Source organism: Pseudidiomarina taiwanensis (assembly GCF_003987435.1).
Lineage (GTDB): Bacteria > Pseudomonadota > Gammaproteobacteria > Enterobacterales > Alteromonadaceae > Pseudidiomarina > Pseudidiomarina taiwanensis.
Window position 1 is genome coordinate 739,527 of the sequence record NZ_PIQG01000001.1, and the last position, 19,232, is coordinate 758,758.

22 protein-coding genes and 1 other RNA gene are annotated in these 19,232 nt (G+C 50.3%); 5 read left to right on the plus strand and 18 right to left on the minus strand.

The features are described 5' to 3' along the window. Positions 1-23: 23 nt before the first annotated feature. From recR to CWI83_RS03630, 11 genes are all read right to left on the minus strand, one after another. Positions 24-638, minus strand: coding sequence for a recombination mediator RecR (recR, locus tag CWI83_RS03585; protein WP_126825783.1), 615 nt, complete (start codon positions 636-638; stop codon positions 24-26). A 20-nt stretch (positions 639-658) separates the two neighbouring features. Further along, on the minus strand, positions 659-988 hold the full coding sequence (locus CWI83_RS03590; protein ID WP_126825786.1) for a YbaB/EbfC family nucleoid-associated protein: 330 nt from the start codon (positions 986-988) through the stop codon (positions 659-661). A gap of 9 nt (positions 989-997) precedes the next feature. Continuing rightward, positions 998-2,941 (minus strand): DNA polymerase III subunit gamma/tau, encoded by a 1,944-nt coding sequence (gene dnaX, locus CWI83_RS03595; RefSeq protein ID WP_126825789.1) that lies wholly within the window; start codon positions 2,939-2,941, stop codon positions 998-1,000. Between the two features lie 66 nt (positions 2,942-3,007). Beyond that, positions 3,008-3,409, minus strand: coding sequence for a response regulator (locus tag CWI83_RS03600; RefSeq protein ID WP_126825792.1), 402 nt, complete (start codon positions 3,407-3,409; stop codon positions 3,008-3,010). 15 nt (positions 3,410-3,424) lie between these two features. Next, positions 3,425-3,592, minus strand: a complete 168-nt coding sequence (locus tag CWI83_RS10560) for a hypothetical protein (RefSeq protein ID WP_157980356.1) — start codon at positions 3,590-3,592, stop codon at positions 3,425-3,427. 106 nt (positions 3,593-3,698) lie between these two features. Further along, complete coding sequence (locus CWI83_RS03605) at positions 3,699-4,988, minus strand: tetratricopeptide repeat protein (protein ID WP_126825795.1); 1,290 nt, start codon at positions 4,986-4,988, stop codon at positions 3,699-3,701. 2 nt (positions 4,989-4,990) lie between these two features. Beyond that, positions 4,991-5,596 (minus strand): energy transducer TonB, encoded by a 606-nt coding sequence (locus CWI83_RS03610; RefSeq protein ID WP_126825798.1) that lies wholly within the window; start codon positions 5,594-5,596, stop codon positions 4,991-4,993. Position 5,597: 1 nt separating this feature from the next. After that, positions 5,598-6,002, minus strand: coding sequence for an ExbD/TolR family protein (locus tag CWI83_RS03615; RefSeq protein WP_126825800.1), 405 nt, complete (start codon positions 6,000-6,002; stop codon positions 5,598-5,600). Between the two features lie 12 nt (positions 6,003-6,014). After that, the gene (locus CWI83_RS03620; RefSeq protein ID WP_126825803.1) at positions 6,015-6,539 is read right to left on the minus strand and encodes a MotA/TolQ/ExbB proton channel family protein; all 525 of its coding nucleotides are present in this window, start codon (positions 6,537-6,539) and stop codon (positions 6,015-6,017) included. A gap of 4 nt (positions 6,540-6,543) precedes the next feature. After that, on the minus strand, positions 6,544-7,908 hold the full coding sequence (locus CWI83_RS03625; RefSeq protein ID WP_126825805.1) for a MotA/TolQ/ExbB proton channel family protein: 1,365 nt from the start codon (positions 7,906-7,908) through the stop codon (positions 6,544-6,546). After that, positions 7,905-8,687 carry a DUF3450 domain-containing protein gene (locus tag CWI83_RS03630; RefSeq protein ID WP_126825807.1) on the minus strand — a complete coding sequence of 261 codons (783 nt, stop codon included), beginning with the start codon at positions 8,685-8,687 and terminating at the stop codon, positions 7,905-7,907. Before CWI83_RS03630 ends, CWI83_RS03625 begins: the two co-directional genes overlap by 4 nt. Before the next feature lie 283 nt (positions 8,688-8,970). On the opposite strand from CWI83_RS03630, the gene priC reads away from it, so the two are divergent. Further along, the gene (gene priC / locus CWI83_RS03635; RefSeq protein WP_126825810.1) at positions 8,971-9,309 is read left to right on the plus strand and encodes a primosomal replication protein PriC; all 339 of its coding nucleotides are present in this window, start codon (positions 8,971-8,973) and stop codon (positions 9,307-9,309) included. On the opposite strand, the gene CWI83_RS03640 is transcribed toward priC, so the two are convergent. The 4 genes from CWI83_RS03640 to CWI83_RS03655 all read right to left on the minus strand — a co-directional run bounded on the left by CWI83_RS03640 (position 9,297) and on the right by CWI83_RS03655 (position 12,511). Beyond that, complete coding sequence (locus tag CWI83_RS03640; protein ID WP_126825812.1) at positions 9,297-10,382, minus strand: tryptophan 2,3-dioxygenase family protein; 1,086 nt, start codon at positions 10,380-10,382, stop codon at positions 9,297-9,299. The two genes, priC and CWI83_RS03640, sit on opposite strands and share 13 nt — an antisense overlap. An 87-nt stretch (positions 10,383-10,469) precedes the next feature. Then, an RNA gene (gene ffs, locus CWI83_RS03645) (signal recognition particle sRNA small type) lies at positions 10,470-10,567 on the minus strand. An 83-nt stretch (positions 10,568-10,650) separates the two neighbouring features. Beyond that, positions 10,651-11,409: an enoyl-CoA hydratase-related protein gene (locus CWI83_RS03650; protein ID WP_241969856.1), complete on the minus strand. Its 759-nt coding sequence runs from the start codon at positions 11,407-11,409 to the stop codon at positions 10,651-10,653. A 4-nt stretch (positions 11,410-11,413) separates the two neighbouring features. Beyond that, positions 11,414-12,511: a ketoacyl-ACP synthase III gene (locus CWI83_RS03655; protein ID WP_126825815.1), complete on the minus strand. Its 1,098-nt coding sequence runs from the start codon at positions 12,509-12,511 to the stop codon at positions 11,414-11,416. A 73-nt stretch (positions 12,512-12,584) separates the two neighbouring features. Between CWI83_RS03655 and CWI83_RS03660 the strand changes: the two genes are divergently transcribed. Genes CWI83_RS03660 through CWI83_RS03675 form a run of 4 tightly spaced genes read left to right on the plus strand, consistent with a single transcriptional unit; the run spans position 12,585 to position 16,586 of the window. Next, the gene (locus tag CWI83_RS03660; protein ID WP_126825817.1) at positions 12,585-13,715 is read left to right on the plus strand and encodes a class I SAM-dependent methyltransferase; all 1,131 of its coding nucleotides are present in this window, start codon (positions 12,585-12,587) and stop codon (positions 13,713-13,715) included. A 44-nt stretch (positions 13,716-13,759) separates the two neighbouring features. Further along, a complete protein-coding gene (locus tag CWI83_RS03665; RefSeq protein ID WP_420849385.1) occupies positions 13,760-14,332 on the plus strand; it encodes a peptidylprolyl isomerase in 573 nt (190 codons plus the stop codon). Then, entirely contained in the window at positions 14,329-15,672 is a 1,344-nt protein-coding gene (locus CWI83_RS03670; RefSeq protein ID WP_126825822.1) for an AmpG family muropeptide MFS transporter, read from the plus strand. The genes CWI83_RS03665 and CWI83_RS03670 overlap by 4 nt, the downstream gene beginning before the upstream one ends. Continuing rightward, positions 15,669-16,586: a ketopantoate reductase family protein gene (locus tag CWI83_RS03675; protein ID WP_126825825.1), complete on the plus strand. Its 918-nt coding sequence runs from the start codon at positions 15,669-15,671 to the stop codon at positions 16,584-16,586. The genes CWI83_RS03670 and CWI83_RS03675 overlap by 4 nt, the downstream gene beginning before the upstream one ends. On the opposite strand, the gene ribBA is transcribed toward CWI83_RS03675, so the two are convergent. Genes ribBA through nrdR form a run of 3 tightly spaced genes read right to left on the minus strand, consistent with a single transcriptional unit; the run spans position 16,561 to position 19,227 of the window. Beyond that, on the minus strand, positions 16,561-17,631 hold the full coding sequence (gene ribBA / locus CWI83_RS03680) for a bifunctional 3,4-dihydroxy-2-butanone-4-phosphate synthase/GTP cyclohydrolase II (RefSeq protein ID WP_241969863.1): 1,071 nt from the start codon (positions 17,629-17,631) through the stop codon (positions 16,561-16,563). The two genes, CWI83_RS03675 and ribBA, sit on opposite strands and share 26 nt — an antisense overlap. A gap of 50 nt (positions 17,632-17,681) precedes the next feature. After that, positions 17,682-18,785, minus strand: a complete 1,104-nt coding sequence (ribD, locus tag CWI83_RS03685) for a bifunctional diaminohydroxyphosphoribosylaminopyrimidine deaminase/5-amino-6-(5-phosphoribosylamino)uracil reductase RibD (protein WP_126825830.1) — start codon at positions 18,783-18,785, stop codon at positions 17,682-17,684. After that, complete coding sequence (gene nrdR, locus CWI83_RS03690) at positions 18,778-19,227, minus strand: transcriptional regulator NrdR (protein ID WP_126825832.1); 450 nt, start codon at positions 19,225-19,227, stop codon at positions 18,778-18,780. Before nrdR ends, ribD begins: the two co-directional genes overlap by 8 nt. Positions 19,228-19,232 lie beyond the last annotated feature (5 nt).

The following is a 19,232-nucleotide window of genomic DNA, read 5'->3' on the forward strand; positions in this document are numbered from 1 at the left end:
TTAAGCTGGCTGAATTCAACTGCCTAGGAAGAATTTTTTAAGAAAGATTTGCGCCCACTAAACGCATGTCCAAGGGTGGCTTGGTCAACGTACTCAAGCTCTCCCCCAACTGGCACGCCGTGTGCAATTCTGGAAGTGACAATCTGATGTTGCTCGGCCAGCTCGGCAATGAAATGAGCCGTCGCCTCACCCTCGACGGTTGGATTAGTGGCGAGAATAACTTCTTGAATAGGCTCTTGCGCAAAGCGCTCGGCCAGCTTATCTAACCCAATATCCTCAGGCCCGATGCCATCAAGTGGGGACAGATGCCCCATCAAAACAAAATAGCAACCTTGGAACTGCCCTGTCTGCTCAATCGCGAGGACGTCGGCTGGGGTTTCAACAATACAAAGAAGCCCGGTATCACGGCGTTTAACTTGCGCACAAATGCTACATTCAGAGGTTTCGCTTAGGGTACGACAAACCTCACAGTGGCCAACTTTGGCCACCGCTTGCTGGAGCGCTTCCGCCAACTCGATGGCACCATCACGATTGCGTTCGAGCAATTGAAATGCCATCCGCTGCGCACTTTTTTGACCCACACTTGGCAGGATGCGTAACGCTTGAATTAACTGTTGAATCGCCGGGCTTAATTGCATGAATACAAATCCTAAAGGGCCTAAAACGGCATTTTCATACCCGGTGGCAGATTCATGCCAGCGGTGACTTCAGCCATTTTCTCTTTACTGGTTTGCTCAACTCGACGGACTGCATCATTAATCGCCGCGGCGACCAAGTCTTCGATCATTTCTGCATCGTCGTCGGCAAATAAGCTTGGATCAATAGTCACTCGACGTACGTTATGATTGCCCAACATGGTGACTTTCACCAAGCCTGCTCCGGCTTCACCGGTCACTTCCATTTTGGCGATTTCTTCTTGGGTCTTTTGCATGCGCTCTTGCATTTGCTGCGCCTGCTTCATCATATTCCCTAATCCACCTTTAAACATGATTTACCTCTATTGTGGTTTAACACTTGATTCAATTAACTCCGCCGCAAAGGCTTCTTGCAAAGCACGTGCGTTCGGATCTTCGGCTAACTGTTGCTGCGCCCAGCGGAGACGTTGCGCGGCAATAGCCTGTTGGATTTCATGAGGGGTTTGCCCCTGCGCGGCCTGTTCCGCTGACTGAACAACCACCTCAACTTGAGCGCCTAAACTTTCCAGTAGCGCTTGTTGTAACTGGGCAACGGTTGCATCACTGAGCAGTTGTGCCCAATGTTGCCGCAATTCGACTCGATAGCCTTCACCCTCTTTGACCAACACACTGTTGCGAGCAAGCTGCAAGGGTAATCCATGCAGGCCCAGATTCTCGATCAAAGCCGCCCAGCGATCAACTTCAGCGGCTGTTCTAACCTGTTGCGGAAATTCTTTAGGGGCCTGTTGCTGCGGTTCAGTCACAGTCGCAGCCAGCTCTGTTGCAGGCAGGTGCGCTGGGGCGGGTTCTGCTTTGGGCTCTGGTTCAGGTTCTGGTTTTGGTTGAGATTCTGGCTCGGGTTCAGGTTGAGCTAAAGCTGGCTCAGCTACTGCCGGCTTTTTTTTTTCTTGTAAAGCCGCGCGAGTTGCTAACAAAGCCTCAAGGCCCGATCCTGACGGCGCCGCCGTAGGTTCATTTACAGGAGGTTCTGGTTCTAGTTCTGGTTCTGGTTCTGGCTCTGGTTCTGGTTCTGGCTCTGGCTCTGGTTCTGGCTCTGGCTCTGGTTCTGGCTCCGGCTCCGACTCTGGCTGTGGCGCTGGTTCTGGCGCAGAATCAACCGCGGTGACTGCAGCGACCGCTGGCGCCGATGTATGCGTCATCTCTGGCAACTCGCCGACCTCAATTTGTGCAGGACGGAACGCCAGCAGCCTCAATAGGCACATTTCCACCCCGCTGCGAAGATCATTGGCATAGTTCAAATCGCGGCGGCCTTGGCTGAGAATGTCGTAATAGATATGGACGAGTTCAGCAGGTAATTGCTGTGCAAGGGCTTTATCCGCCGCAGTTAAACTAAGTGTTTCGGCACTTTGCGGTACTGCTTGGACAAGAGCAAGACGATGTAAATAGCGCTGTAATTCAACTAAAACAGCACTGATATCGGGTATTTGACCGGCGATATCCTCAACTAATTCTAGTAAGCGTGAACCCTCGCCTTTCACACAGGCATGGAGTAATTGCACCAGCTTCAGATCTGGCACATTACCAAGCATCTGTTCGACACTCGCCAGCGTGACCTTATGACCGCCCTGCGCAATGGCTTGATCAGTCAAGCTGAGCGCATCACGCAAACTTCCTCGAGCGGCTTGCGCAAGCAGAACTAACGCCTGGACATCATGTTCGATGCCTTCAGCTTTCAGCACATACGCTAAGTGTTGCTGAATATCCTGCTGTGTGAGTGCCTTGAGGTTAAATTGCAGACACCGTGACAATACCGTGATCGGTAACTTTTGCGGATCTGTTGTCGCTAATAAGAATTTAACGTGCTCGGGCGGCTCTTCCAAGGTTTTAAGCAGTGCATTAAAACTATGCCGTGACAGCATGTGGACTTCGTCAATCAAATACACTTTATAACGACCTTGGGTTGGTCGATACTGAACGTTATCTAAAAGCTCGCGGGTATCCTCGACCTTAGTGCGAGAAGCTGCGTCGATTTCGAGTAAATCAACGAACCGCCCCTCTTCAATCGCCTTACACGCAGCACACTCACCACAAGGCTCCGCCGTGAGCCCTTGCTCACAATTGAGTGACTTAGCGAAGATACGAGCGATAGTGGTTTTACCCACCCCACGGGTGCCGGTGAGTAAATAAGCGTGATGCAGACGATCGCTTTGTAGACCATTCACAAGCGGCTTCAACACATGCTGCTGCCCGACCACTTCGGAGAAGTTTCGGGGCCGCCATTTACGTGCTAAAACCTGATAACTCATGGACACTCTACATGTTGACTTGAATGCCTATACCTTACTGCAAAAAGTGCTTCGGGTATAGCCTGATTAGTTAGAAAGGGTGAGTTTGCCAAGCCCTTGAATGGTCCGGGCAAGATCGCTAAAAATTTCAAGAATCTGCTTTTCTTGCAATGGTTTAGCGAGACACAAGTCGGCTCCAGCTCGGCTTGCCAAAGGGGCAACCTGCTGAATATCTTGGGTTGTCATAAGAATTAAAGGAGCTTGCTGATAAGACTCATGTGAGCGTAAATTCTTGATTAAACTCACCCCATCCATGAGCGGCATCTTATGGTCAATCAAAACGGCATCAAAACGTTCCGCTTTTGCTTTACTCAGACCTTCTAAGCCATCTTTGGCAACGACTACCCGATAAGCGGTTCCAGCTAACATCTGCTGCAACATCCCTCGAGTCGCCGGATTATCCTCAACCAGCAAAAGCGCTAACGTCATACCTTTGACCAAACCTTATGAAAAGAACTTTACCCATGATAGAACCGCTGGAAGAGCCGGAACTGCAACGAATACAATCACTGCCAACCATCCCATGCCTGCACTTGCTGAACGATCAACATACTTCTCATTGTGCTGCGCCATGAATACGACCTCTTGTGGAGTTGATTTTGAGTCGCGCATGATACTCGATCACCCTGCCCTGAACAACCGCCGAAATGATGAAAATCAGGTTAAAAAAAACCCCGCAAAATGCGGGGTTTTAGCGATTTTCATCTTAATCAAACGCTTACAGGTTTACACCTTTGTTCGAAGCTTTGGTACGAATGTACTGCTCCCAACTTGATGCAGCGCGACGCGTATCAGGCAGACGTTTTGCCTCTAGTACATAGCGTAACGCATCAGCATATTTCTCTTGGTAGAAATAGGTCTCTGCTAGCGACATGTACACCGCACCTTTATCTTCGATACCGAATTCAAGCGCTTTCAAATACGCCTGCTCAGCATCGCGATAACGCTCAGCCCGGATGAAGCTTGTACCTTGACGACGGTATTGCATCGCGCGGTCATCATCTTCTTCCTCAAGCTTCGCTGCCTCACCAAAATAACGTGCAGCTTTTGCGAACTCTTTCGAGGCCTCAAAGTTGCTCGCGGCGTTTTGGTAGTTACGCGCAGTTTTCTCGATATCGCCACTGGCAAGATGCTTCACCATGGTTTCCGCAGCTTTGAACGGGATATCGTTGTTCGCGTACAACTGAACCAGCGCTTTGTATTGGCTTTCTTTATCGAAATAACCCGCTAAGTAAGCCAACTCCAGCGTTTGTAAAGCTTTGTCGACCCGCTCTTCGAGCAAGTACAACATGCCTAACTGGTTCCACCAAGTACGCTCGCCTGGCAACACCAACAAGCCAGCTTCGAGAACTTCAATCGCTTGTGCATACATTTTGCGCTCGTAATAAGACGCAACTTTCAGCACGTACGGGTTTTTGTCTGGCTCTTCAGCGTACTGAATCGCTAGATCCGCAGGGCGAATGATTTTGTCATATTGCTTGAGCTCGTAGTAAGCATTGGCAACACGCATTAGGACTTGTGGGTCGTATTCACCAGTGAACTGCAACCATTTACCGTAGTAATTCAGTGCTTCACTGTACTTTTCCATACCCAAGGCAAGGTCACCTGCAAGCTTCAATGAAGAAGCATGGTCCGACCAACCGAGAATGTCTGCGTCCGCGGCAATCTTGATTGAGCGAAACGCATCTTCCATCCGGTCTTGCGCTGCGTACAGGTTACCCAAGAAACGATTCAAGTAGGCCTTATCAAAGGTCTCACGAGGATCCGCTTCTTCCAGCTCTGCAATCGCCGCAACAATATCTTCTTCCTCACTATAGAGTTCGAAAGCGCGCATGATGCGACGACCGACGCGGTCACCGACCGCTTGGTTACGGCGGCTGTCCTTTTGCTTTTGGATGGTATCCGCTGACGGCAAGTTGTAGTTGATCTCCTGCGCACTGGCAGTCGAAATCATCAACCCAGCAACCAATAAAGCAGCACTTACAGATAATGATACAAATTTATTCATCATTATTGCTCCTCTAGGTTGAAGTCGAGCTGGACCGTCTGACCCGGCTGACGAACTGGCTTACCATCGACCATTTTTGGCTTGTATTTCCAGCGTAACAAGGCGCGACGTGCTTCTTGATCGAACACTCGACGAGGTTCTGAATCAAGCACTTCTACGTCTGTAACACCGCCGGTCTCATCAATCGTGAACCGCAACATTACCCAGCCGCTAATACCGTCTCGTGCTGCTTCTGGTGGGAAGCGAGGGTTAATCCGAACGATAGGCGTAGCTTCGCCATCGGCCATCATAGGGCCCGCACCAAGGTCAGTATTTACCCCACCGGTATCAACATCGAATTCAAATCCAACATTGAAGTCACTATCGGCATTATCAGGTTCTACCGGAGGTGTTTCCGGAGGCTGTGCCGGTGGTGGCGGTGGTGGCGGTGGCGTACGCCGACGCTGGTCAACATTAGACTCAGGCGGCTGCGACACAATCTCGATGGTCGCAGTCGGTGGAGGCGGCGCATTACGGCCATCGCCCCCACTGATCAAAAACGCCATAAACGCGAACAATAGGAACGTAGCAGCGGCACCCAATAGTATTGATACTATGAAGCGCAACATATTAATCGTCCTCTGCGGCTATCGAAATAGTAAGCTTGTTATTTGCTTCTTTGATCTGATCCATAACTTTCACGACAACACCATGTTTGGCTTCTTTGTCTGCCTGGATCACGACCATATCAGTTGGCTGTTCGGCCAATAGACGCTCGATGTTTGCAGCAACGCGCTCAACATCAACCATACGCTTGTCCATCCATACTTCGCCATTTCCACGAATCGCGATAAAGATGTTGGCAGAAGGCTTCTTCTGCGCCTGACTTGCTTCTGGCTTGTTCACGTCAATACCAGCTTCTTTAACGAAAGAGGTGGTAACGATGAAGAAGATCAACATGATGAATACGATGTCAAGCATCGGCGTCATATCGATCGCTGCATCTTCCTCTTCACGAAAACGTTTACGTGCCATAATTCTTCTCTCTTAATGATGTGGCAAACTATCGATCAGCTTGTCTTTTGCCCGACGAACCCGCGCCTCAAGACGCGAAGCGAAGAACATACCTGACAAGGCAGCAACCATTCCCGCCATAGTTGGGATTGTTGCCATCGAGATACCCGACGCCATCAAGCGTGGGTTACCCGTGCCCTGCACCGCCATGATTTCGAATACAGTAATCATACCTGTTACTGTACCGAGTAGTCCGATCAACGGACAGATAGCGACACAAGTCTTGATCAAGAAAATACGCGCATCTAGCTTTTGAGCTGCCTCAGAAACCCAAGCTTCACGGATTTTATGTGCGTACCATGAGGTGGTGTCTTCACGAGCGTCCCATCTAGCGATGATTTCTTTCTTCATCTTAGGGAACACACCCGTAAGGAACCAGTAACGCTCAACCATCAAAACCCACATGAGGAAGAGCGCCCCCATGACGATGTACAAGACATCGCCACCGGTACCCAAAAAATCCCTGATAGATTCCCAAAGCTCCACCAGGTAAAGCATAGGATTACTCCTTCTTCTCCGCGTGCGCAGCTACAATGCCGGCAGCTTGTTCGTCCAGAATATGGACGATGCTTTTCGCGCGACCCGCCACAACAGCGTGGACAAGAATCAATGGCAATGCAGCGATTAGACCAAGAGCGGTGGTAACCAACGCCATTGAGATGTCGCCTGCCATGATTTTCGGATCACCAGTACCAAAGAGAGTGATTGATTGGAAGGTACCAATCATACCCACAACAGTACCCAAGAGACCAAGCAATGGCGCGATTGCCGCCAAAATCTTGATAATGTTCACACCGCTGTCAATTTTCGGTGTTTCACGCAAGATTGCTTCGTCGAGTTTCAATTCAAGATTCTCAACATCCGCAGCTTTGTTCTCGTTGTAAACCTTCAAGATACGGCCCAGAGCGTTTTTGTCTGAAGGGTTCGCAGTGTTTTTCAACTGTGAACGGATCTTCGCGCCTTCAATACCCAGAGTAACGAACTTGTAGATTGCAATTAAGAAACCAACGATAAGTGCAACTGTGATGACGTAACCAACAGTACCACCTTGGTGATAGCGCTCTTCAAGGGTCGCTTTCTGAGTTGCTAAGCCCAAGATTTGGCCACGTGCCGGGTCAACAAATAAACCGGTGTAGCCGCTATCGATGCTTTCGAAATCTTCAACAGTCGCAAGTACGAAGCCTTCAGGCTGACGGCCAAGCGGTTGGATTTCTTCAGCAGTATCGTTGTAATTGAAGTATTCACCATTTGAAATCAAGTTGAATACACCGATACGCGTGACATCACGAGTTTCAGTAGAACCGTCCAACAAAGTTACATCAGTAGTGAAGGTAACGACCTTGCTTGACTCTTTCATTTCAGTCAGCAACGCGAACCATAATTCTTCAAGTTCTGCGATAGTTGGAAGTTCTTGCGCTGCAGCAAGGCTTTCCAATACATCTTCACGACCTGGGTACTGTGAACTTACGATTGAAGTTGCAATACGACCGATAGTGTCAGATGCAGAACCACGAACAACCCCGAACATCTCACCTAAAGTACCTTTAGCGTTGTCGAGTTCAGTTTCTTTGTTCGCTAATTTGATTTCGTTTTCAGCGAATTCACGCTGTAAACGCTCACCACGTGCTTTTTCGTCAGCAAGTTGCTTCTTCGCACGGTTCAACAAAGCTTGTTTGTCGGCGCGGTCAGAAAGGAACTCGGCTTCACGCTCAGCATTGATTTGCTGAGATGCGGCGCGGTTTTGTTTAACAATATCAAGGAGCTCATCAAGAGATTTTGCTTCTTGTTGTGCTTGAACAGCGAAGCTCGTGCCTGCTGTAAGCGTGAACGCTGCTGCGACCAGTACGGATTTCACTAGTTGTTTCATTCTGCACGCTCCGCTGCAAAGATTGGCAATTTAATGAGATCTGGTGCGGTTTGCTTACGCGCCATACGAATCGCTTTCGTTAGGTTGCTCAAATATGAGTCATCTAACGCTTCCCATTCGTTGGTCTCTTTGTTGTAGATCCAACCATTCTTTAAGTCGAGTGATTGCGCCAACAACGCCGCGCGACCGAGGTGGAAGAAGTCAACAGAGATTTCTTCGCCTTGATAGGTCAATTTGCCTTCGTAGGCATTTAACGCAGCACCATAATCCATTTCCGCTTGGAAAGTTTCGATGATCTGACGGAAACGCTCTGATTCAGACACGTTTGATTGATCCATCAAGTCACGCAACATAGCAACACGGTCAAGACGGCTTTGCTTGTTGATCGGCAAGTCTAACTCGATGAATGCTTCGAGTGAGTCGATCATTTTGTACATCAACGGCACAACGCCTTGCTTCGTCTCATCGATGCGATCGATCTGACGCTGCAATGAAGCGAGCGAGGCATTCTGGTCGTCGACCAAACCTTGAACGTGGTCATTGTAGACTTTTAAGTTTTCATACTCGTCTACAACAGCGCGATATTCATACAGCAGTTCCTGACTTTGCTCGAACAACGAATCGATCTTCTGTTGTGAGCGAACGTCAGCTGCATGGACTTTTGCTTCTTCGTTTTGCAACGAAGAAACATCTTGAGCGGCAACGCTAGCGCTACCTGCAACCGCGAACATGCCGAGTACGGCAGCTGCGACTTTGCTTTTATTGATTACTTTGGTCATAGTTCCCAACCAATTTGACTTAACTTCATATCAACGGCAAAACACCGCCAATATCCCAGTTATGTGAATGACGAAAAGAGTTTAATCAACACTTGCAGCTATTACCGACAAAATTTGTACGGTAATAATGCCTCAATACTCCCACGATCAGCCCGACTCTGTCAACAGCAGATATGCACCGAAACGCTAGATAATATCTATTCATTTTGCGACCCAGAACAATCCTTACATCCGCTTAACAGAAAGCCTGCAATATCTTGTCTTTTACTTTCCAAGCGCAAAGATGTTAGGCATACTCAAGCCCATCCAAGCAACCGTTGGCGGCTCGATTGAGACCATGATTGAACCTGAAATTGTGCATAGAATAGAGAAGATTCTGCAATCTTATGCAGAGCAAATTGAGCGCCTACAACTCGCTGAGGAAGATTTTCAAGACTGGTTTGGGCCGCAACTGTTTTACCGCGAAGTAAACCATCCGCGCGACTATCTGCTCGAAATGCAGCACAACTTAGCGCAGTTAAAAGATGCCGATAGCCCGCAACGCGAGCTGATCTTAAGTGAACAACTCGCCCGCCAACTCAGTGCCTTCGAGCAAGCGCTACGACATCATCAATCGCGCTGAAAACCGAGCGCCCGTTTGACCGAATCAGGCAGTTGCGGTAAGGCCGCTTTTGGCAAGAGATAGGTGGCCATGGCAAAGAAATCTTTAAACACTCGGTTTTGCTCGGTCGTGCGGCGCAAATAATCGTGCCCTGATGAACCTCCGGTACCGATTTTAGTCCCTAACATCCGCTGTACCATCATCGCATGCTTGTATCGCCAAATAGTCAGTTTCTCATCCATTTCAGCCAGCGCTGTAATGGTCTGAAATGCCAACTGGAATACAGGCTCTTCGCGATACTGAGTAATAAACAATGCACTCAACATGGCGCGCTGTGATAATCTTACCGCTCCTTGCTGTTGTAACTCAGCATAACGCTCAGCGTCGAAAATTGCGGAGAAATTATCCCGGTTCGCTTGCAAGCCCTGCAACTCCTGCGCCAGCTGCTCTGCATCCACACTATTATCACGGATAATCTGCTCATCACGGTCAAGCGCGGCATTGACCGCTGCCTGATAATGCTGCCAGAACTTAAATTCGCCAAACTCCAAAAATGGCATCCGCGCCAACCACGCATCGACACAGTCGAACAAACTCGGCTGTTGCTCCAGTTGCTCAAGATAATTTCGGTCGTCATCATGCAAACGGTTGTAGAACGACTGCTGGTCGAAAGCAATGCGCCGCGCACGAGTCAGTCCCAGCATGATTTCCAGCTCTTTAAACTGAATACTTTGAAACCCAGAAGCCGGTACTAAGTAATCACGAAAGGCTAAGAATTCCTGTGGCGTCATCGTCTCGAGCACCGCAACCTGGTCATTCATCAAATCTTGGATGGTCAAGACCCGTCGTAAACGATGGCTAACTGTGTATAAATCACTATCGCCCAGACTCGGCTGTTGAAATAAGCGATAGATTGAACGCAGTTCATGAAGGACTTGCTTGAACCAGAGTTCGTAAACTTGGTGCACGATAATAAAGAGCATCTCTTCATGCGCTTCATCGCCATATTTCGGACTGTGGGGATGTTGGGCATCAAGCAGACGATCAAGCTTTAGGTAGTCACCGTAATAAACTGGCTCTTGATTTTTAGGCATCTGAGTCTTCTTTACTAAGCAAATAAGTGGACTAGATGGTAACGAGATTGCTTGAGTTTGTATAGCGGCAGAGAGAATGGGTGGCGGCCTCACCAGCCAACACCTCGGCACCCACATCCCTGACTACGGCTGCTCCCTTCCGGGCCTGACCGGGTTCGCCAGTTCGTGTTGCGAGGGGACCAATAAGGCCGCCATAACGCCGCGCATTATCCACGACTGGCGTCGCAAAGACAACCATAGCGGACGCGACTGGCGAACATTTCACCGATTATTTTTGCAAACGTGCAGCAATCGCCGCCCGCGCAGTGTCAGAACGAAGCGCTTTAGCAAACACTTCCACTTCACGGCGAATCCGCGCTGCGGTAGTTTCTCCAGGAGCTTTAAGCAAGGCTTTACTGGCCCGCACAGCCGCTGCTGGACGCTGCGCAAGTTGTTCAGTGAGCTGCTCGACACGAGCCTGCAGTTGATCGGCAGCAAGCACTTCGTTTACGAGCCGCATTTCGAGTGCTTGCTCGGCGTTAAAGCTATCCCCAAGTAGCAACAATTCTGCCGCTTTGAGATAACCGCATTGCTGCGGGAGCAATAAACTCGCTGCGGCCTCGGGAACCAAGCCCAAATGGACAAATGGCATCGCAAACTTGGCGTCAGAACTGGCATAAACAAAGTCACAATGGAGCAGTACTGTGGTGCCAATGCCGATAGCCAAGCCATTTACGGCGGCAATCAAAGGCACTGATAACTCGTTTAAGGTGAGTAAAAACTCAAACGGTGGCGCATTCTCATCCAAGCTATCCATCTGCAAGAAATCCTGCAGATCATTACCCGCAGTGAAACTGTCGCCACTTCCGGTGAGCACCACAGCCGTAACGCTCGGGTCAGCATCAGCCTCTTTCAAGGCTTGCGTGAGGGCGCGGTACATGGCCGCAGTCAACGCATTTTTCTTATCACTTCGAGTTAACTGCAGCCAAACTGTCGTGCCACGTCTGGATAGGGTCAGATGTTCGACTTCTTGCACTGCTTTTTGCACCTTATTATTCACCACTTTGCTCACGTTTTTGCCAAGCAGCTTTGGTGTTTTGATGAAGTGGCAAAATCAAATCAAGGGCACTTTGGCCATTGCTTTCAAGCTGCATATTGTTCGGTCGTTTCGGAGTGACGCGAGAACCCCATTTAATGATCCCAGCGCCACAAGTGAGTCCGCCACCGAACACTGCCGAAACAATGGTATCGTGAGGTTTGACAATCCCCTGTTCAACCGCTTCAGCAAATGCAATCGGCAGGGTTGCTGATGAGGTGTTGCCGTATTTCTGAATATTAATCACGGTTTTCTCTGCCGGAACCTGACACATTTTGGCCAAGTAATCGATCAGACGTTTATTGGCTTGGTGTGGAATCAGTGAGTCGATATCAGCCGTGGTCAAGCCCGTTTCAGCAAATACCTTTTCGACGGCCATGTTCATCCCTTTAACGGCTCGTTTAAAGATCTCTTGGCCGACAAAGTTAAATGGCATAATCCCGTCGAAACCGAAGCGGTCGAAACTCATCCCAAAATCGAGCGAGAGCACATCGCGCGCTTCGGCATCACAGGTCACATGCGATGCCAGCAAACCACACTCTTCAGTGCTGGCCTCAAGTACCATAGCACCTGCACCATCACCAAATAACACCGCACTTTCGCGCTTGGTCCAATCTAAAATGCGAGTTAAGCGCTCAGCACCAATAATCAGTACTTTTTTGTGCGCACCCGTGCGAATGGCTTGGGTCGCATAGTGCATGCCATACAAGAAACTGCTACAGGCTGCATTTAAATCAAACGCTGCAGCATATTTAGCCCCAAGGTCACGCTGCACCGCCGATGCAACGTTAGGAATAATCTCATCAGCGGTACAGGTACCGACTAGAATCAAATCTAACTCGTTCGGGTCTAAATCAGCTGCGGCTAGCGCGTTGCGCGCAGCAACTGTCGCTAAATGCGACGTCCCAACATGACTCACGCGACGTTCTTCGATTCCAGTTCGCGTCTTAATCCATTCATCAGAGGTGTCGAGGAATGTGGCTAAATCATCATTTGTCATAATGGCTGGCGGTAAGCATTTACCCCAGCCGGTAATCTCAGCGTATATTTTCACGTGCTAAAACCTATAGTCATCTCGTCTTTTTCGGTATCATAGCACGATTATTCGCAGCTAAAACGTCCGACCAATGCCGAATACAGAATTTTCTACCGCACTCGGTAACTGGCAATTATATCGTTACCCCAAACGGCGCAACGAAACCCTACAAGCTTGGGATGCGGGGGATCTGTTATTACTTGAGCGCTTGGCGCCGATAATAACCGGTAAATCACCCCGCTCTTGGGTGGTGGTCAATGACCAATGCGGTGCGCTCAGTCTGCCACTGTGCGCTCTCAAACAAACAGTGTATAGCCTCAACGACTCCTATGTTAGCGATTGCGCCGTAACCGCTAACCTCGAGCACAATCAGATAGCGACACCCGTGCAAGTCCTCGATCCAACCGAGCTCAACCCGGTAACGGCTGAACAGGTTCTGCTTAAAGTTCCGAAAAGCCAGAGCTTGCTGGACTATCAGTTACTGCAACTGAGTCAACGTTTGCCCGTTGGCACACCAATTATGATCACCGGTAAGAGTGCGCTTTTTACGCCGAATATGCGCTCACGAGTAGAGCGTTATCTCACAGAGCCCGAGTATTCTTTGATTCAGCGTAAACATCGAGTGCTGATGGCCAAGTTACGCCGCGACTCGACCGCGGCCAATTTTATCGAAGCATGGCAATGTCCGGTTACGCAGCTGCAGTTACAACATTACCCAGGGGTATTTGCGCGCCAACAGCTCGACATTGGTGCTCGCTTTCTGCTCGATCATTTACCCGCGCCCGGCGCTCGGCATGTGATCGATTTAGGCTGTGGTAATGGTGTGCTTGGGCTTGCGTACGCCAAGCTCTCGCCTGCTTCAGAGGTAACTTGGGTTGACCAATCAAAATTAGCGCTCGCATCATGTCAGCTTAATATCGAGGCAAACCTGGGCAACTCAGCACAATACCAGACTCAGCTTGATGATTGCTTACAGCACCAAGCTAGCCAAACTGCCGATTTAATTTTGTGTAATCCACCCTTTCACCAAGAACATGCGGTGACTGAGCATATTGCCCTGCAAATGTTCCGCGATGCGCATCGAGTTCTAGAGCGCGGTGGTGTTTTGGTGGTGGTAGCTAATCGCCATCTGCCGTATTATCGACCTTTAAAAGGTTTATTTCGCTCTGTTGCGCAGCTTGGAGCCCACCCTAAATTCACGATTTACTGCGCAACCAAATAATTGATTACTGGAGGTTTGCAATGGGTTTGACGCGTTATTTTTGCATGGGTGCGATCGCTGTGTTGAGTTTGCTCTCGTTCTCGACCCACGCCAAAGTGCAACCGGACAATCCCTTTCCAAAAGTAAAATTAGTCACGACGCAAGGCGAGATAGTAGTTGAGCTAAACCGCTTGCGCGCGCCGTTGACGGTCGATAACTTTCTCCAATATGTTCAAGCCGGTAGTTACAATGGCACCATTTTCCATCGCATCGTTCCGGGGTTTGTGGTCCAGGGCGGAGGCTATGACGCGCAATTCAGTCCGCGCGATGATTTTGGCCCCATCCCGAATGAATCTGGCAATGGCCTTAAAAACGTTTACGGCACGATCGCAATGGCCCGCGAAAACGACCCACATTCTGCAACCCGCCAGTTTTTCTTTAATATGAACGATAACGAAAGCTTAGATCCGGGCAGTCGCTGGGGGTATACCGTGTTTGGCTGGGTCGTATCGGGCGAAGCAGTGTTAGAAGAAATGGCAAGCCTGAGCACAGCGCCATTTCATCAACCCACCGGCTGGGAAGATGTGCCCTTAGAGCCGCCAGTGCTTGAGAAAATTGAGATTTTACCGCAACCATGAGTAAACACTGGCTGGACGATTTAAGCGTCTATCGCGAGCCGCGCGTTTGGGTCATCTTTACCTTTGGTGTGATCAGTGGTTTTCCATGGGTGGTGATTGGCTCCATGCTCTCGGCTTGGCTGCAAGAAACGGGCGTTGATCGCGCCAGTATTGGCCTATTCGGCTTAGTCTTTGCCTCCTATTCAATTAACGCCTTATGGTCGCCTGTGATCGATCGGGTCAAACCTTGGCCATTTGCCAAAGGACTTGGCATGCGGCGCGGCTGGATGGCGATCTGTACCCTCGGTCTACTCCTTTGCACGCTGGTCTTGAGTCAGCTCACACCGGCCTCTGAACTGTGGCTTATCGCCCTCTGCGCAGTATTCATTGGTTTTTTCTCGGCGACCCAAGATATCGCTATCGATGCCTTTCGGATTGAGTCGTTTGCAGCTCATGAAGCACGCCTACAATCGGCTGGAGCCGCTATGGCGACCGCGGGTTGGTGGACCGGTTATAGTGGTTTAGGAGTGATTCCGTTTTACCTCGTCGGTGGCGACATGGGCTGGACTTGGTCACAAGCATACAGCTTAATGACCGGCTTGTTCGTACTGCAGTTACTGTGGCTGCTCAGAGTCAAAGAATCGACCCGCTTTAGTGAAGTCGCACCACTGACAAGCCAAGAAAGTTTTATCCGCACGCTTTATCAAAGTGTGGTGCAACCGATCGCGGAATTTTTTCAACGCAGTGGCGTCGGTTTTGCCTTGGCGCTGCTGATATTTATTTTCACCTTTAAAATCGGTGAAGCTTTTTTAGGTCGAATGTCGATCGTTTTCTATAAAGAAATCGGCTTTAGCAACCAAGACATTGCGGTTTACTCAAAGTTTGTGACCTGGTGGGTAACCATCATCTTTGCGGTGCTCGGTAGCTACGTTAACCTGCGCTTAGGTATTGTTCGCGGGCTACTTATTGGTGGTATCGCAATGGCCAGCAGTAACCTGATGTTCGCTTGGATCGCGCAAGTCGGCCCGGATACGCAGTTGTTGCTCAGCGCGGTCCTGATTGATGGCTTCACCGGAGCTTGGTCAACGGTTGCTTTTGTTGCCTTTATTTCGTTGCTTTGTAGTCGAACCTTTACCGCAACTCAGTACGCCCTGCTCGCCTCCTTGGGTAACCTCGCCCGCACCATGTTGTCCTCCTACAGCGGCTATGTCGTGGATTGGCTCAACGGTGATTGGAGTCTGTTCTTTATTCTTACCGCGGTGATGGTGCTGCCAAGTTTGGTCATCTTGTTGCTGCTCCGTAAGCGCCTTACTCAGCTTGAACAGAACTACCAACAAGCCAGCACGGAGCCTGATCTATGAGCTGGTTAATCGTGGGTGAAGGTGCCTTGAGCGGCCTCATCACTGCCGAGATGGCCAGCCAAGGTTTGCCGTACTATGTCAAAACCCGCGGGCAAGCCGCGCGTCCATTGGCGTATTGCAATCGTCAGCAACAATGGCTGCCAAGCTTTCAGCCAGAGACTTGGCGTGGCGAGCCCGTCAGTACCATTTTTGCGGCAATCAAAGCCTATCAGGTCAGCGACTTTATCGCCGAGTGGCGCACTTGGGAGGTCAGCACAGTCCCACTTATTTTGAGCTATAACGGGATGTTGCTTGATGAACAGCAGTTGCTGCCGGATGTCACCGCCCATTTAGTCTGTACCACCGCAGCTGAGCGCATCCGCGCAGATGATTTTGATCGTCTCAGCTACCACGGCAGTGGTCTGAACAATCTTGGTTGGGCGCTCCCCTCTGCAGCCCGAGCTCACGACAGCGAAGGCCAGCAAGCGGAATTGCTCGCAACTCTCGAGCGCACCTTAGCGCCGGTGCATTGGGTCGATAATATTCGCCAATTACGTTGGGAAAAACTCGCCATCAACTGCTTGATTAACCCCTTTACGGTGATCTACCGCTGCCGCAATGGTCGACTCGCTGAGCTGAACCTAGAGCAGCGGCAACAACAATTAGCCGCGGAAATCGTGCTGTTAGCGAGGCAGTTCGGGGTCACCCTCGAACTCGAGAACTTACTTAAGAAAACCCAATATATTATCGCGCAGACCGCCAGCAATCGCTCCTCAACACTGGTTGATGTGTTAAGCGGCAGACCGACAGAAATGGATTATTTGACAGGTTTTGTGGTGGCCCAGAGCGAACGGTGCGGGCTTGCCGCACCGCACCATCAGTTACTACTCGAGCAATTTTACCAGAGCCTTACAGCTCCCGCTGATCCTCAATAAAATCAACCACTTCAAGACCAAAGCCGGAGAGGGCTGAATAGCGTTTCGGCGAACTCATCAAGTTCATTTTATGCACGCCTAAATCCGCTAAAATTTGCGAGCCAATGCCGACATTACGGGAGGCGTTCGAGGCTTTATTGGTCGGTTTACGTTCGCCCCGATCTTCTTGGGCAAATCCCGTCACCATATCAATGATATCTTGCGGTTGTTGCTGCCGCCCGATCACCACTAATACCCCCTCATTTTCGGCGATATATTGCATCGCGTGAGGCAATGGCCAACTCCGTGTCGCCGCCCGTTCCGTCGCAAACAAGTCGTGAAATTGATCTTGCAGATGAACACGCACATTGGTCACGCTATCTGCGCCGATTTCGCCTTTCACCAGAGCATAATGCACTTGAGCATCAATGGTGTCTTGGAACGTGATGAGATCAAACTCACCATACGCAGTGGGCAGTTTACAACGGCCTTTGCGGGCAATGGTTTTTTCAGTCAGTGCGCGATATTCGATTAAGTCAGCAATGGTGCCCATCTTCAGTCCATGCTGCTGGGCAAATACCTCAAGATCAGGACGCCGCGCCATGGTGCCATCTTCGTTGAGGATTTCGACGATAACAGCCGCGGGCTCGAATCCTGCTAAGCGCGCCAAGTCACACCCTGCTTCAGTATGCCCGGCACGGTTCAAAACCCCACCTGCTTTGGCCTTTAACGGGAAAATATGGCCCGGCATAACTAAATCCGTCGGCTTTGCGTCACGCGCGACTGCAGCTTGCACGGTACGGGCGCGGTCAGCCGCAGAGATCCCCGTGGTGACCCCTTCTGCCGCCTCGATCGAAACCGTAAAATTGGTCGCGAATGGGGAATGATTTTGGTCAACCATCAAAGGCAAGCGTAACTGCTTACAGCGCTCTTCGGTCAAGGTTAGACAAATCAAACCACGGCCAAAACGGGCCATAAAGTTGATGGCCTCAGGAGTGATGCATTCGGCTGCCATGATGAGATCGCCCTCATTTTCACGATCTTCATCATCCATCAGAATCACCATTTTACCCTGACGAATATCTTCGATAATCTCAGCCGCGCTATTGAGCGTAGTCACGATTCTAGGTCTCCTCTCCCGTTATCGGGAATTGCGATTAGACGGAGGTCAGCTCCGATTAAACGAGTCTCTGTAAACTTAAACTTTGGGGTTTGCTGTAATTCACTATAATTCGGCAACTGCAGCATGGATTGTGCTTGATGACCCAATACCTGTGGCGCCAGATAAACGATCAATTCATCCGCCCAACCTTGTTCGATCAGACGTCCAGCGAGGGTTGCACCACATTCAGTCCAAACAATATTAATTTCGCGACGGGCCAGCTCCTGCCAGAGTGCTTCCAAATCCAATCCTTGCCCATCTGCAGCAACACCAAAATGTTCAACATGTTGTGGCCATACCACCTCAGCGTTTGGCTGCAGGGCCTGGTCATGAACTAACAAAATAGGACCAGTTTGCGCAAAGAGCGCCGCCTCAGGAGTGAGTTGTAAGCTTCTATCCAACACCACTCGCAACGGTTGCTGCACAGTTTCTGGAGCGCGTGCGGTAAGCTTGGCTTGGTCGCATAATACGGTTTTTGCCGTACTAAGGACCGCACTGCTGCGTGCCCGAAAACGGTGCACGTCAGCGCGGGCATCCGGCCCGGTAAGCCACTGACTCTCGCCATTTGCGAGCGCGATGTTGCCGTCCAAACTACTTGCCATCTTAACTTGTAGCCACGGCCGACTGCGGGTCATGCGGCTGACAAAGCCACGAATAAGCCAGCGTGCTTGCGCTTCACAAACCCCAACCTTGGTTTTGATACCAGCGGCCTCGAGCGCTGCTAAGCCACGCCCGGCAACCTGCGGATTCGGATCCACCATAGCCACCACGACTTCCGCAACTTCAGCTTCAATCAGGGCATTTGCACAAGGGGGAGTACGGCCGAAATGGCTACAGGGTTCAAGGGTCACATAAACCGTCGCACCTTTCGCTGCAGCCCCAGCCTGCTGTAATGCGTGCACTTCAGCGTGTGCCTCACCTGCGCGTCGATGCCAACCTTCACCAACAATTTGCTGGTCGCGCACAATCACACAGCCCACCATAGGATTGGGTGCGGCGCTATATTGAGCTTGTGCGGCGAGCGCTAGAGCACGCTCCATGTAGAGTTTGTCAGTCATTAAGTCGGGCAATTTCTTCGCCGAATTCACGAATATCATCAAAGGCGCGATACACGGATGCAAAACGAATGTAAGCGACTTTGTCGAGCGCTTTTAGGTTTTCCATCACTAGCGCGCCGATTTCTTGCGAGGTCACCTCGCGTTCGCCGGTTGCCCGCAAACTTGATTTGACGTTGTTGATCGCCTGTTCAGTTGCTTCGATACTCACCGGACGTTTTTCGAGGGCACGGTGCAAACCACTGCGCAGTTTATCTTCGTTGAAAGGCTCGCGGGTGCCATCGGTCTTAATCACCCGCGGCATAATCAGTTCAGCGGTTTCAAAGGTAGTAAAACGCTCTTTGCAATCGGTACATTCGCGCCGCCGGCGCACAGAGGCCCCCTCAGCCACGAGCCGTGAGTCGATGACTTTGGTGTCTTGCATTCCACAAAAGGGACAATGCATGGGCC